The sequence below is a fragment of the Nonomuraea soli genome (genome assembly GCF_013761175.1).
Taxonomy (GTDB): domain Bacteria; phylum Actinomycetota; class Actinomycetes; order Streptosporangiales; family Streptosporangiaceae; genus Nonomuraea; species Nonomuraea soli.
In genome coordinates this window covers 777,003-790,260 of record NZ_JACDUR010000002.1, presented here as the reverse complement: position 1 = coordinate 790,260, position 13,258 = coordinate 777,003, and the positions used below count along the sequence as shown (strand labels likewise).

The 13,258-nt window shown below is 73.7% G+C and carries 9 protein-coding genes; 1 reads left to right on the top strand and 8 read right to left on the bottom strand.

Features of this window, described 5'->3' with window-relative positions; genetic code table 11:
• Window positions 1–464 precede the first annotated feature (464 nt).
• A complete protein-coding gene (locus tag HNR30_RS10820; RefSeq protein WP_181609624.1) occupies window positions 465–1,310 on the top strand; it encodes an alpha/beta fold hydrolase in 846 nt (281 codons plus the stop codon).
• Between the two features lie 112 nt (window positions 1,311–1,422).
• On the opposite strand, the gene HNR30_RS10815 is transcribed toward HNR30_RS10820, so the two are convergent.
• The 8 genes from HNR30_RS10815 to HNR30_RS10780 all read right to left on the bottom strand — a co-directional run bounded on the left by HNR30_RS10815 (window position 1,423) and on the right by HNR30_RS10780 (window position 13,252).
• Window positions 1,423–2,463: an SDR family oxidoreductase gene (locus tag HNR30_RS10815; protein ID WP_181609623.1), complete on the bottom strand. Its 1,041-nt coding sequence runs from the start codon at window positions 2,461–2,463 to the stop codon at window positions 1,423–1,425.
• The gene (locus HNR30_RS10810) at window positions 2,460–8,588 is read right to left on the bottom strand and encodes a type I polyketide synthase (protein WP_181609622.1); all 6,129 of its coding nucleotides are present in this window, start codon (window positions 8,586–8,588) and stop codon (window positions 2,460–2,462) included. Before HNR30_RS10810 ends, HNR30_RS10815 begins: the two co-directional genes overlap by 4 nt.
• Window positions 8,588–10,162: an acyltransferase domain-containing protein gene (locus tag HNR30_RS10805; protein WP_181609621.1), complete on the bottom strand. Its 1,575-nt coding sequence runs from the start codon at window positions 10,160–10,162 to the stop codon at window positions 8,588–8,590. The genes HNR30_RS10810 and HNR30_RS10805 overlap by 1 nt, the downstream gene beginning before the upstream one ends.
• Entirely contained in the window at window positions 10,159–10,398 is a 240-nt protein-coding gene (locus tag HNR30_RS10800; RefSeq protein ID WP_181609620.1) for an acyl carrier protein, read from the bottom strand. The genes HNR30_RS10805 and HNR30_RS10800 overlap by 4 nt, the downstream gene beginning before the upstream one ends.
• The gene (locus HNR30_RS10795; protein ID WP_181609619.1) at window positions 10,391–11,410 is read right to left on the bottom strand and encodes a beta-ketoacyl-ACP synthase III; all 1,020 of its coding nucleotides are present in this window, start codon (window positions 11,408–11,410) and stop codon (window positions 10,391–10,393) included. The genes HNR30_RS10800 and HNR30_RS10795 overlap by 8 nt, the downstream gene beginning before the upstream one ends.
• Window positions 11,411–11,562: 152 nt before the next feature.
• Entirely contained in the window at window positions 11,563–12,135 is a 573-nt protein-coding gene (locus HNR30_RS10790) for a 4'-phosphopantetheinyl transferase superfamily protein (protein WP_181609618.1), read from the bottom strand.
• A gap of 6 nt (window positions 12,136–12,141) precedes the next feature.
• A complete protein-coding gene (locus HNR30_RS49155; protein ID WP_181609617.1) occupies window positions 12,142–12,396 on the bottom strand; it encodes an acyl carrier protein in 255 nt (84 codons plus the stop codon).
• Window positions 12,389–13,252, bottom strand: coding sequence for an alpha/beta fold hydrolase (locus HNR30_RS10780; RefSeq protein WP_181609616.1), 864 nt, complete (start codon window positions 13,250–13,252; stop codon window positions 12,389–12,391). The genes HNR30_RS49155 and HNR30_RS10780 overlap by 8 nt, the downstream gene beginning before the upstream one ends.
• Window positions 13,253–13,258 lie beyond the last annotated feature (6 nt).

The following is a 13,258-nucleotide window of genomic DNA, read 5'->3' as shown; positions in this document are numbered from 1 at the left end:
GAGAATGGACAGCAGACAATCCCCGGTAACGCGGGAATTGAGCTGTGGTTCACCAGGACGCCGCGACGCTGCAGCGTCAGATTCGGCCGACGGCCGCCTTCCGTCATCGACTGCAGCCGGAGCTGCGGCACGGCCAGGCTCTCCGGACGACCTTCTGACCGGGCACTTTCCCCGGCCGGGTAACGATCTAGACGCTACCAGCCGGGGACCGAAATACAACAGTTATTTCCGCATGCATCCCCATGCGTTTCACATCTTGGCGCTGCTGGGAAAATATGCTCGACGCCAATACGCGGCCTTTTTACCAGCCAATGTCAAGAGTCGTTTCGGGAAATCGGTTCTGTCAACTTCCTGTCGGCGCCGCCGGGGCCCGTCCCCGCCCCCGTGTATCACGGGAGGATGCTCAAGGCTCTCCTGAGGAGGATCATGCCGCTGTCGAGCGGCCTCGAGGCGCGACCGGCGCCATGACGACGCACACCGTCGCGAGCGCCGACGCGGTGCTGGTCTACGACGTGGACGTGGCAGGGGGCCGGCCGCTGTTCATGGCCGGGCAGCACATGGACGCGAGCGGCTTCGCGGAGCTGGCGGCGTGCTTCCCCGAACGGACCGTGGTCAGGTACGACCCGCGAGGCCGGGGGCGCAGCGTCTGCGGCCACGCCGGCAGCGCGCCCGCCGCCCAGGCCAGGGACGTGCACGAGGTCGTCCAGGCGCTCGGCGGCGGGCCGGTCGACATGTTCGCCGCCGGGGGCGGGGCCATCACGGCGCTCGCGCTCGTGGCGGCCTTTCCCGGCGACGTGGCGACGCTGGTGGCGCACGAGCCGCCGCTGGCCGCGTTGCTGCCCGACGCCTCGGCGGCCTTCCGGGCGTTCACGGGGTGCATGGAGGTGTACGAGAGGAAGGGGTACGGGGCGGGGATGGCGGCCTTCCTGACGATGGCGGGGTGGCGCGGGGAGTTCACGGAGGAGTACTTCGCGCTGCCGCCGGCCGATCCCGCGCGCTTCGGGCTGCCCGTGGAGGACGACGGGGGGCGCGACGATCCGCTGCTGTCGGATCGTTCGACGGGGGTGGGTGACTTCCGGCCGGACGTGACGGCGCTGCGGGCGGCTCCCACGCGGGTGGTGGTCGCGGTCGGGGAGGACTCGATCGAGACGTTCACGGGGCGCGCCGCCGTGGCCACCGCGGCGGCGCTGGGACAGGAGGCGTTGCGGTTTCCCGGCGGGCACCACGGCTTCCGCGGCGCCGGCGCCCCGGCCTTCGCCACGGCCCTGCGCGCCGCCCTCGACGCGGGCGAGGCGAAGCGACCCACCTGACCCGGCGCGGGCGAGGCGAAGGCCGGGGCGCCGGCGCCGGCGAGGCGAGACGACCCGCCCGACCCGGCGCCGGGTGCGGCCGGCTTCGCCGTACCTCGCCGCCTCGCGGAGGTCAGCGGACGGCGGAGCCGATCGCCAGGGTGGCCCGCATGTAGTCCACGTCCGCCCGAGGCTCGTCGGGCACGCTCAGCCCCACCGACGCCAGCGACGCCAGGCTGTAGGTCCTGGTGAACCTCCCGTGCCCGAAGATGCCGGGGAAGTCGGCGTGCGCCGCCTCCTGTTCCGGCGTGCGCGCCTCCCCCACCCATGCCGGGATCCCGAGGTGCTCGCCCAGCACCCCCACGAAGTCCCCGAACGGCGTGGGCGAGGCGGCGGCGATGTTGCAGCTGTGCACCCCCGCCGACCCGAGCCTGCGCACGTAGGCCACCATCAGCGCCGCCGCGTGCTCGACCGGGATGATGTTGGTGATGGCCTGCGGCGAGGCGGGGAAGGGCAGCCCCTCGCGCAGGCCGGGGTGGTTGGCCAGGACGAACGCGAGCGCGTCCGCCACCGACTCCACGATGTGGCGTGGCCGCCCCGGGTAGCCGGCGCGGTCGGTGGCCAGGCCGCTGGGGCGCAGGATCGTCGCCTCGCGCCCGTGCTCGGCGGCCCACTCGTGCACCAGCAGCTCGGCGTCGTACTTGGCCCGCTCGTAGGTGTTGTTGAAGCCGTGGGAGTCGTCGAGGTCGCCGTCGCCCACGCATCCGTGGGCGCGGCGCCCGGCGACGGCGACCGTGCTGATGTGCCTCAGCGCGGGCCGCCGTTCGCCGGCGGTGAGCAGGTCGAGCACGTGGCGGGTGCCGCGCACGTTGACCCGCCTGACCTTGGGCGCGTCGGTGGCCAGCGAGGTGTCGCCCGCGCTGTGCCACAGTTCGTCGATCTCGTCGGCCAGGCGGCGGAACTCCGTCTGCTCCAGGCCCAGGAGCGGCTGGGCGACGTCGGAGCGGATGACGGTGATCCGCTCCGACAGGCCGGGGCTGAACCTGTCGAGCTCCTCGGCCGCCTGCTCCTGTGTACGGCGGGCCAGGACGATCAGTCGTTCCTCGGTCTTGGCCAGCTCGGCCGCCAGGTGGAGTCCCAGGAAGCCGGTGGCGCCGGTGATGGCGACGGTCATGCGGAGGCCAGCCTCTCGGAGAGGTAGACCGCGAGCTGCGCCACGGTCTCGTGGGTGCGCAGCACCTTGACCGGCACCCGGACGCCCAGGCTGCGCTCGATCCTGCCGCGCAGCTCCAGGCTCATGAGCGAGTCGACGCCCAGGTCGGTCAGGTTGACGTGCGGGTCGACCGTGACGCCCTTGAGGATGCCCTGGAGGAGGGTGAGCAGGTGCCGTTCGAGCTCGGGTGGCGTGGTGCCGACCGGGGCGGCGAGTTCGCCGCCGGCCTCGTCGGCGCCGGCGAGCTCGGACCAGAAGGGGGCGGTCGCGACGGCGGGGATCTCCTTGCGCCACACCTCGGGCTCGCAGGGCAGGTAGGCCACCCTGGCCCGGTCGTGGCGCAGGAGCCGGTCGATCGCGGCGATGCCGTCGGCGGGGTCGATCATGGTGTAGCCGCGGGCGGCCATGCCGGTGCCCGCGCCGACCTCGGCCCAGGCGCCCCAGGCGATGCTGACGGAGGGCACTCCCCTGGCCCGCTGCCAGGTGGTGAAGCCGTCGAGCCAGGCGTTGGCGGCGCCGTACACGCCCTGGCCCGGCATGCCGAGCAGGCCCGCGCCCGAGGAGAAGTTCAGCCACCAGTCGAGCGGTGTGTCGCCGACGGCCTCGTGCAGCCGCCAGCCGCCCTGGACCTTGGGCCGCCAGACCCGTTCGATGAGCTGGATGCCGGCGTTGAGGAGGGTGGCGTCGGCGACGACGGCCGCGGCGTGGGCGACGCCGCCGAGCCGCAGCCCGCCCGCGGTGGCCGCCTCGACCAGCTCGGCGGCCCGGTCGGCGAGGTCGCCGCGCACGACCTGGACGTCGCATCCTGTGGCCCGTGCGCCGGCGATGGCCTGCTCGGCCTGCGGCGTCGGCGCGGACCTGGCGTTCAGCACGACCCGGCCGGCGCCGTTGCCGGCGAGGTAGCCGAGCAGTTCGAGCCCGATGCCGCCCAGGCCGCCGGTGACGATGTACGACGCGTCCCGCGCCACGGGGCTGTCGGCGCGCCAGGCCTCGACGGGGCCGTCGGGCATCGTGATGACGAGCTTGCCGAGGTGGTCGGCGGCGGCCATGGTGCGGAAGACGTCGGCCGCCTGCGCCAGCGGGCGCGCGGTGACCGGCAGGGCGCTCAGCTCCCCGCTGCCGAACCGCTCGGCCAGCTCGGACAGGACACGGCCGAGGTCGGCGGGACGCCGCTGCCCGACCAGTCCGAGGTCGACGCTGGCGAAGGTGATGTTGCGGCGGAACGGGGTCAGCTCGATGCTGTTGTCGGCGTAGATGTCGCGCTTGGTCAGCTCGATGAACCTGCCGCCGACCTTGAGCAGGGCGAGCCCGGCGCGCTGGGCGGCTCCGGTGAGGGTGTTGAGCACGATGTCGACGCCCTCGCCGCCGGTGATCTCGGCGACCTGGCCGGCGAACTCCAGGGTCCGCGAGTCCAGGACGTGTTCGATGCCCTGCTCGCGCAGGTAGGCGCGCTTGAGGTCGCTGCCGGCGGTGGCGATGATCCGGGCGCCGGAGGCTCGGGCGATGCGGATGGCGGCCTGGCCGACGCCGCCGGTGGCCGAGTGGATGAGCACGGTCTCGCCGAAGGCGATCCTGGCGCAGTGCACCAGTCCGTACCAGGCGGTGGCGTAGACGCTCGGCAGCGCGGCGGCGGTGACGTCGTCGAAGTCGTCGGGCACCGGCATGAGCGCCGTTTCCGGCGCGGTCACGTGCGAGCCGAGGGTTCCCGGCGCGAGCAGGGCGACCCGCCGGCCGGGAGTCACCCGGGTGACTCCCGGCCCGACGCGGACGACGACGCCCGCGCCGTCGGAGCCGAGGGGTACGGGGACCCCGTCGACCGTCTTGTACAGCCCCATGGCGTTGAGGACGTCGGCGTAGTTGAGGCTGGCCGCGCGCATGCGCACCTCGACCTCGCCGGGACCGGGCTCGCGGCGCGAGGCGCCGCGGATCTCGAGGCTGGACAGGTCGCCGGGGGTACGGCAGGCCAGCACGTACTCCTCGGTGGCGGCGATGCGCCTGCGCTCGCCGGCCTGGAGCGGCGCGGGGGTGAGCCGGGCGACGAAGCGACGCCCGCCGCGCAGGGCGACCTCGTCCTCCGGCGTGTCGGCGGCCAGTTCCCTGACGATGGCGGCGACGTCGGCTCCGGCGTCCACGTCCAGGTGGGAGACGCGCATCTCGGGGTGCTCGTGCCCGGCCGACCTGATGAGAGCGCGCAGCGCCGACTGCGCGACGGACTGACCGTCGCCGTCGAGGACCGGCTGGGCGTCGCGGGTGACGAACCAGACCCTGGGCGCGTCGTCGGAGAAGCGGGCGATCACCTCGATCGCCTTCTCCACCAGCACGCGCCCGCGCTCGGCCTGGTCGCCGCGCTCGGGCGCCGCCAGGTAGACGACGCCGCCCGGCGTGTCCTCGGCGGCTTCGAGCCTGCTGCGCAGGGCCTCGGCGAGCGGGTCGCCCGGGTCCTCGGCCATGACGGCCCAGCGGCCCGTGCCCGCGCTCTCGGACGGCTCGGGCAGCGGCGCCGTCTCCTGCCAGGTGACGGCCAGCAGCCGCGAGTCGTCGGGGCCAGGCTCGGCGAGCCTGAGTCCTTCTGCTTCGAGCAGGACGGCGCCGTCCGCCGACAGCAGGCGGAAGCCCGTCGGCCTGGCCGCGCACAGGCCCTCGGAGGGCTGGGCGGCGTGCAGGCGGATGCGGTCGATGCCGACGGGCAGCACGGCCGCGTTGCCGTTCGCGGTGACGAGCGGCGCCGCCGAGGCCTGCAGGCAGGAGTCGAACAGCCCGGGATGGATCCGCAGGTCGTGCCCGACCGACCTGGCCACAGGAGGGACCCTCACCTCGGCGAGTACGCCGCCCTCCAGGTCTCGCGCCAGGCCGGTCAGGCCGCTGAAGGCGGGCCCGTGCTCCACTCCCCTGGCCCGCAGTCCCGCGTAGACGGCGTCGGGGTCGAGCGGCTCCGCGTGGGAGGCGCGCAGCCGTACGACCTCGTCGGCCGCCGCGCCTGCCATATCGGCGGTCTGCGGGGTCTCGTCGAGCACGCGCAGCCGGGCGGTGGCGACGGTCTCCCACTCGCTCTCCAGGACACGGACGCGGAAGCCGCCGTCGGCGGAGACGCTGGTGCTGATCCTGGTGTGGGCGTCGAGCTCCAGGGCGCGCGGGATGCGCAGGTCGGTGATCTCGATCCGCTCGGCGGGTACGGCGAAGGCCGTGCTGCCCGCGGTGAAGGCCATCTCGACATATCCGGCCGTCGGGAAGAGCGGGATGCCGTTGACGCGGTGGTCGCCCAGCCACGGCAGGGACTCGATGCCGACGTCGGCGCTCCACCGGTGCCCGTCGGGGGTGTCGGCGTGCGCGCCGAGCAGCGGGTGCCCGCCTCCGGCGCGCCTGCCTCCGCGCGGCACGGGCACCAGGAAGCCGGTGTGGTTCCAGGCGGTCGGCGGCGCGTCGGCCAGGGAGCCCTCGGGGTGCCAGGCGGTAAGGTCCAGTTCGGCTCCGGCGCAGTGGGCGGCGGCGATCTGGGCGGGCACGGTCGTCAGCGGGTCCTCGCCGCGCCGCATCGCGCCCAGGGCCGTGGCATCGGAGCGTCCGGCGTGGGCGCAGATCTCCTCGATGTTCTTGGTGATCAGCGGGTGCGGGGAGAGCTCGACGAACAGCTGGTAGCCGTCGGCCGCGGCGGCCGCCACCCCGTCGGCCAGCTGGACGGGCCTGCGCAGGTTGGCCACCCAGTAGGCGGCGTCGAAGTCCGGTACGGCACGCGGGTCGTCCAGCACGGTGCCGTAGAAGGCGATCCGGGGCCTGCCGGGGTCGAGGTCGGCCAGGTCCGCGGCCAGCTCGTCCAGGACGGGATCCACCTGCGGCGAGTGCGAGGCGACGTCGACGGAGATGCGGCGGACCGGCACGTCGCGCTCCTCCCACAGGTCGACGAGCCTGTCGATCTCGGCGGTGTCGCCGGCCACCACGGTGGTGCCCGGCGAGGAGACGACGGCGACAGTGACGCCGTCGGGCAGGTCGCGCTCGGCCTCTGCGCGGGGCAGCTCGACGGAGGCCATGGCGCCGGCTCCCGCGATCCTGCTCATGAGCCTGGTGCGGCGGCAGATGACCTTGACGCCGTCGGCGGGTGTCAGCGCGCCCGCGACGACGGCGGCGGCGACCTCGCCCATCGACTGACCGATCACGGCGGCGGGCGTGGCTCCGTAGGAGCGCCACATCGCGGCCAGTCCGAGCTGCATGACCAGGAGGGTGGGCTGCACCCTGTCGATCCCGGTGACGACCTCCGCGGCCTGGAGGGTCTCGCGCACGGAGAAGCCCGACTCGGCGGCGATCAGCGGTTCGAGCTCGTCGACGACGGCGGCGAACGCGGGATCGGTCAGCAGGGCCGCGCCCATCCTGGCCCACTGCGCGCCCTGGCCGGAGAACGCCCAGACCATCGGCTTGGCGCGGGTGGCGGTGCCCGCCGCGGTGCCGATGGCCGAGCCGATCTCCTCGCGCGCGGCGGCGCGCAGCCGTTCGGCCAGTTCGGTCCTGGTGCCGGCGACGACCGCCAGGCGGGCGTTGCGGTGGTCGCGCAGGGCGGCCAGGGTGGCGCCCACATCGGCCAGCGGCGTGGTGCCGCCGCCGTTCTCGATCCAGTCGGCGACCCGGCCGGCGGTCTCGGCGGCGGCGGCGGTGGTGCTGCCGGACACGGTGAAGATGCCCCGTGGCCGGGTGCGCGGGCGGCGTACGGCGCGCTCGGGCGCCGACTCGACGATGGCGTGGGCGTTGGTGCCGCCCAGGCCGAAGCTGGAGACGGAGCCCAGCAGCGGCCCTTCCGCCCCGTCGGGCCAGGGGGTGGCGGCGGTGGGGATGAACAGGCCCGTGCCGTCGGGCTCGATCTCGGGGTTCCAGCGGCGGAAGTGCAGGTTGGCGGGGATGGTGCGGGCGCGCATCGCGACCAGGACCTTGAGCAGGCCGGCGACGCCGGAGGCCGACTCGGTGTGGCCGAGGTTGGTCTTGATCGAGCCCAGTGCGCGCGGCACGGGCACGGTGGCGTAGGTGGCGGCCAGGGCGGAGAACTCGATGGGGTCGCCGATCGGCGTGCCGGGACCGTGGGCCTCGATCAGCCGCACGTCCTCCACGTCGATGGAGGCGGCGGTCAGCGCCTGCTCGATGACGTCGCGCTGGGCGACGGGCGAGGGCGCGGTCAGGCCGTTGGAGCGGCCGTCGTGGTTGACGGCCGTGGCGCGGAGCACGCCGAGGATGCGGTCGCCCGCGTCGAGGGCGTCTCCCAGGCGCTTGAGGACGACGACGCCGCAGCCCTCGCTGCGGACGAAGCCGTCGGCGTCGGCGTCGAAGGCCCGGCAGCGCCCGCTGGGCGACAACATGCCCCACTGGGAGAAGGAGACGGCGGTCTTCGGGTCCATGTGCAGGACGGCCGCTCCGGCCAGGGCCACGTCGCACTCGCGGGTGCGCAGGCTCTGCGCGGCCTGGTGCACGGTGACCAGGCCGGTGGAGCAGGCGGTGTCGACGGCCACGACGGGCCCGTGCACGCCGAGCAGGTAGGCGACCCGGCCGGCGCCGACGCTGTGGGTGATGCCGGTGGCCAGGTAGGTGGAGCCGATGTCGCCGGAGTCGGCGAGCCTGACCAGGTAGTCGGCGTGGCAGAAGCCGGCGAACACGCCCGTGCGTCCGCCGCTCAGCCCGCGCGGCCTGATGCCGGCGTGTTCGAGCGCCTCCCAGGCGACCTCGAGGAAGACGCGGTGCTGCGGGTCCATGGCCTCGGCCTCGGACGGGTTGATCCCGAAGTAGCCGGCGTCGAATCCCGCCGGGTCCTCCAGGTAGCCGCCCCAGCGCGACTGGGTGCGGCCGGGCGTGCGCGGCTCCGGGTCGTAGTAGCGGCCGACGTCCCAGCGGGTGGCGGGCACCTCGGTGACCGCGTCGACGCCGTCGAGCAGCAGCTTGGCCAGCGACCCGAACGAGTTCACCCCTCCGGGGAAGCGGCAGCCCGCACCCACGATCGCGATCGGCTCCCCGCGTACGGCTCCCGCGAACGCGGTGAGCTTGCGGTCGAGCTCGGCGCGCCGCTGCTCGCCGAGCTCGGCGATGCGCGTGACCTGGCTCGTGCTCCGTCTCATCACTCCACCCCAGTTCCGATTTCCTTGAGCAGCAGCTCGAACTCGTTGCCGAGGCCGTCCTCGCCGCTGGCGTCACGCCGTCCCGGCACAGGGACGGCGCGGTCCTGCGGCTCGCGCAGGTAGGTGGCGAGCGCCGCCGGAGTGGCGTGCTCGAACAGGGCAGCGGCGGTCAGCCGCGTGCCGGTGGCGGCGCTGAGCCGGCTGGCCAGCCGTACCGCGCCGGCCGAGTCCAGGCCGCACGCCTGGAAGGTGTCGTCGGGGAAGGCGCCGAGGCGCCCGGTGACCGTGGCCAGTTCGGCGAGCACCAGCGCGAGCAGGTCGCCCGACAGCTCGCCCGAGGGGGTGCGCAGGTCGGCTCCGCCCGCGGGGGCGGACTTCCAGTCGACCGCGACGCCCGCGACGTGGGCCTCGGCCAGGCCTCTCAGGAAGCCGGACGAGGTGTCCTCGGGCGCGCCGACGACGGGCACCTCGTCGGCGATGGCCTGCTGCATGCCGTAGGCCACCACCGGGGAGGGGCTGACCTCCACGAAGGCGACCGGCTGGGCGAAGGCGGCCGAGCGCAGGACGGCGGTGAACTGCACCGGGGCGCGCAGGCACTGGAACCAGTGGCCGTCGGACAGGCCGTCGGCGACGAGGGAGCCGCCCTCCGCCGCGGAGTACAGCGGCGTCTCGGGTGTCCTGCGGGGGAAGCGGAGCGCCATCAGGGGCTCGCGCACCTGCTCGACGCCGCTCCAGTGCACGCCGTACCCGCCGGGCATCAGCTTGCAGGCGATCCGCATCTGGCGCAGCAGCATGGCCAGGGCCCGCACCTCGCCGTCGGGACCGGCCACCATGACGACCCTCGGCCCGTTCACGGCCGCCAGCTCCACGCCCTCCACCAGCAGGCCGTTGATCCTCTCCGCGGGCGCGAGCACGGAGAGCATGGCTGAGCCGCCGGTGAGCTCGCCGACGGCCGCGCCCATCGTGCGGGTCACCGTGGCGGCCTCCTCCAGCGTGAGCGCGCCCGCCACGTACGCGGCGGCGATCTCGCCGATGCTGTGCCCGATCACGGCGGCGGGGGGCGCCAGGCAGCGCGCCCACATCGCCGCCAGGCCGACCTGCGTGGTGAACAGGGCGGGCAGGTGGATCTCCGGGCGCTGCATGTCGGGGGCGCCGCGCCGGCCGGCGAGCGCGTCGGCGACACCGCCGCCGAACAGGTCGAGGGCGTCGCTCGCCGCCGCCCGGAAGTCGGCGTCGCCTTCCATCAGTTCGCGGCACATGCCGGGCCGCTGGGCGCCCGCCCCGGAGAAGACCAGGACGGGACGCCGCTCGCCGTCGGCGCGGCCGCGCACCACCAGGGGGTCGGGCCTGCCTTCCGCGAGCGCGGTCAGGCCGGTGAGCCGGGCGGGGCCGCTCGCCAGGATCACCGCGCGTTCGGCGCCCGCGCCGCCTCTGATGTCGAGGCCGGTGCGCAGGACGGCGCGGATCGCGGGAAGGGCGTCGTTCAGTGTCGTGTCGAGTCCTGAGCGCAGGTCGGCGGCGCGGGCGGCCAGGCCCGCGGGGTCCGGAGCGGACAGGACCAGGGGGCCGATCATCCCACCCCCAGGCGCCCGTTGATGAGCCGCAGGGCCTCGTCGACCGTGGTGTCGGCCTGGAAGGCCTCCTCCTCGATCGGGACCGCGAAGGCCTCCTCGGCCTGCATCGACAGCTCGACCAGCGCGAGCGAGTCGAGGTCGAGCTCGCGGAAGGTGCTGGTCTCGGCGATGGTCTCGGGACGCGTCTCGGCGATGACCGCGATCAGGGCGATGAAACGATCTTTGATCTCAGTCATGACAGACCTCCAGTTTGGGCCAGGTGAGCAGGCAGGAACCCCAGGCCAGCCCGCCGCCGAACGCGGTCAGCAGCACCCGGTGGCCCTGCTCGAGCTGTCCGGCGACGGCCGCGTCGGCCAGCGCGATCGGGATGGACGCCGCGGCGGTGTTGCCGACCTCGGCGATGTTGCTGACGCAGCGGTCCGCCGGAATGCCCAGATGGCCCGCGACCGACTCGATGATGCGCAGGTTGGCCTGGTGCGGGACCAGCCGGTCCACCTCCGCGCAGCTCAGCCCGGCCCGGCCGAGCACCCCGCGCGAGGAGGCCGACATGCGCTCGACCGCCTGGCGGTAGACGGAGCGGCCGTCCATGGTGAAGAACTCCTCGCCGGGCGAGGCGGGCCGTCCCGACGAACGTTGCCTGGCGCCGCCGGCCTCGACCTTGATGAGGTCGCCGCCCGCTCCGTCGCTGCCGAGGTCGAAAGGCCCCACGGCACCCGGTTCGCCGGGCTCGCCCGCGCGCAGCACGACCGCGCCCGCGCCGTCGCCGAAGATCGCCGCGTTGGTGCGGTCGCGGGGGTCGACGATGGCCGAGTAGGTCTCGGCGGCCACCAGCAGGACGCGCTCGGCGATCCCGGCGCCGATCAGGCCGGTCGCGGTGGCCAGGCCGTAGACGAAGCCGGCGCACGCCGCCGAGACGTCGAAGGCCGGCACCGTGCCCAGGCCCAGCCTCCGCGCGACCTCGGGGGCCGTGGCGGGGCAGAGCCGGTCGGGCGTGGTCGTGGCCAGGACGACGGCGTCGGCCCCGCCACCATCGATACCGGCCGACCTCAGGGCCGGGGTCGCGGCCGCGACGGCGAGATCCGAGGTGGACTGCCCGGCGGCGACCCGGTGACGCCGCCGGATGCCGGTGCGCCGTTCGATCCATTCGGCGGTGGTCTCCAGGCGCCGCTCCAGCTCGTCGTTGCCGACGACTCGTTCCGGGACGGCGCGGCCCAGCCCGCACAACACAGCCGTTCGACACGATTTCACGCGACCGCCTCGGGTGCGAAAAGAATGGACGCAATCAGATTTTCAGGAGAGTCCTGCACGGCTCCTCCACAAAGCACGCTACCAAGATCGATTATTAGCGTACATATGCGAAATTCATTGATGGAAATGAAAAGTGAATTCGCCTTTTCGCGTCATCGGCGAATGGCCACCGCGAGCGAGAGATCGGGTTCGGAGCGGATCCACACCGGCACCTGGGAGCCGCGGTAGGAGGCGATGAGCACGCCGTCCGCCTCGGCCAGCTCGATCCACCAGAACGGGAACTCCTCCAGCGCGCCGCTGGCGTACAGCGCCTTGAACGCCGCCTCCTTGGCCGCGAAGAGCTCGCGCATGGTGTAGTCGCCCACCGGCGGGAGCAGCGTCTGCGACTCCAGGCCGCGCAGCACGAACCTGGCCATGCGCGCGGTGATGACCGCGCTCTCGATGTCGACGCCGACCGACGAGGCGCCCGGGACCACCAGGGCGATCGCCAGGCGGTCGGTGTGGGCGATCGAGCCCGGGAAGCCGGGCGGGAAGCCAGGACGGCCGTCGGGCTCGCGGGGCACGAAACGTTTGCGCTCGGCCGCCCCCGCCGCGAACAGGGCGGCGCCGGCCGCCCTGCGGCCCGCGTCGAACTGCTCGGGCGGGCCGTAGGGCGGCTGGACCGGGCGCCACACGGTCAGCGTGCCCTCGGCGGCTCCGTCGGGGACCTCAGGTCTGACTGCCATGAGCCGTCACTCCTGAAGGGACAGGACGTGACCGGCCAGCGACTCGATCGAGCGCAACGCCTCCGGCCGCACGTCGTCGTCCCACTCGAATCCGAACTCGTCCTCCATGGCCACCAGCAGGGCGACCAGCGCGTGGGACGACACTCCCGCCTGGCGCAGCGAGATGCCGTCGGACACCGTCTCGACGAAGCTGTCACCGCCGTACAGCTGCGCGAGCAGCCCGCGGATACGCTTGCGGACGGCCGCTTCGCTGTCAGGCACGGGCGTCCACTTCCTCGAAGAACTTGCGCACGATCGCCTGGAACCCCTCGGCGTCGTCGACGAAGGGCACGTGACCGGCCTTCGGCATGATCTCCGCTCGGCCGTGGGGGAACAGCGCGGCCAGCTCCCTGGCGGCCGTCGGGCCCATCAGGAAGTCGTCGTCGCCCACGACCACCAGCGCCGGCCGCTCCACGCCGGCCAGGACGGCCGGGTCGCCGACGTCCTCCATCGCCCGGTTCAGGCCGTTGACCAGGTCGTCGACGGTCGACAGGGCCGAGAACGCCTCGCGGAAGCCGAGGAAGCCGGGCGTGCCGATGGCCTCGTTCATCTCCGCGCTGAACACCTCGGGGTACATGTGCTCGTACAGGCCCGCGATGCCGTGGCTCTCCAGCGTGCGCAGCCACGCGCGCTGGACCTGGCGCTGGCGCCGCATGCCGCGGGGACCGAACACCGGGCCGGCCAGCACCACTCCCCTGACCCTGTCGGGGTGGCGCAGCGCGACGTCCCTGGCCAGGATCGTGGAGGTCGAGGCGGCGATCAGGTGGGTCGACTCGATCTCCAGCCCGTCGAGCAGCGCGATCAGGTCGGCCGCGTGCTCCTCCCAGGTCGGCTCCGGGCCCACGTGCGAGGACTTGCCGTGGTTGCACAGGTCGTAGCCCACGACCCGGTAGCTGCCGGCCAGTTCCTCGGTGAACACCCGCCACGACGGGCTGGGCAGGAAGAAGGCGTTGAGCAGCGTGATGGGGGTGCCCTCGCCGCGGGTCTCGTAATACAGCTCCACGCCGTCCCTGACGCGAATGCGCCGGTCCTCGCGGTAGGCCAGATCCAGCCGCGCCAGATTCGCGTAACCCGACATCGCTTC

Excerpts from the sequence above, each read along its gene's own strand:
- HNR30_RS10820 (WP_181609624.1), top strand. The coding sequence starts at position 465 with ATGACGACGCACACCGTCGCGAGCGCCGACGCGGTGCTGGTCTACGAC.
- HNR30_RS10815 (WP_181609623.1), bottom strand. The coding sequence starts at position 2,463 with ATGACCGTCGCCATCACCGGCGCCACCGGCTTCCTGGGACTCCACCTG.
- HNR30_RS10810 (WP_181609622.1), bottom strand. The coding sequence starts at position 8,588 with ATGAGACGGAGCACGAGCCAGGTCACGCGCATCGCCGAGCTCGGCGAG.
- HNR30_RS10805 (WP_181609621.1), bottom strand. The coding sequence starts at position 10,162 with ATGATCGGCCCCCTGGTCCTGTCCGCTCCGGACCCCGCGGGCCTGGCC.
- HNR30_RS10800 (WP_181609620.1), bottom strand. The coding sequence starts at position 10,398 with ATGACTGAGATCAAAGATCGTTTCATCGCCCTGATCGCGGTCATCGCC.
- HNR30_RS10790 (WP_181609618.1), bottom strand. The coding sequence starts at position 12,135 with ATGGCAGTCAGACCTGAGGTCCCCGACGGAGCCGCCGAGGGCACGCTG.
- HNR30_RS10780 (WP_181609616.1), bottom strand. The coding sequence starts at position 13,252 with ATGTCGGGTTACGCGAATCTGGCGCGGCTGGATCTGGCCTACCGCGAG.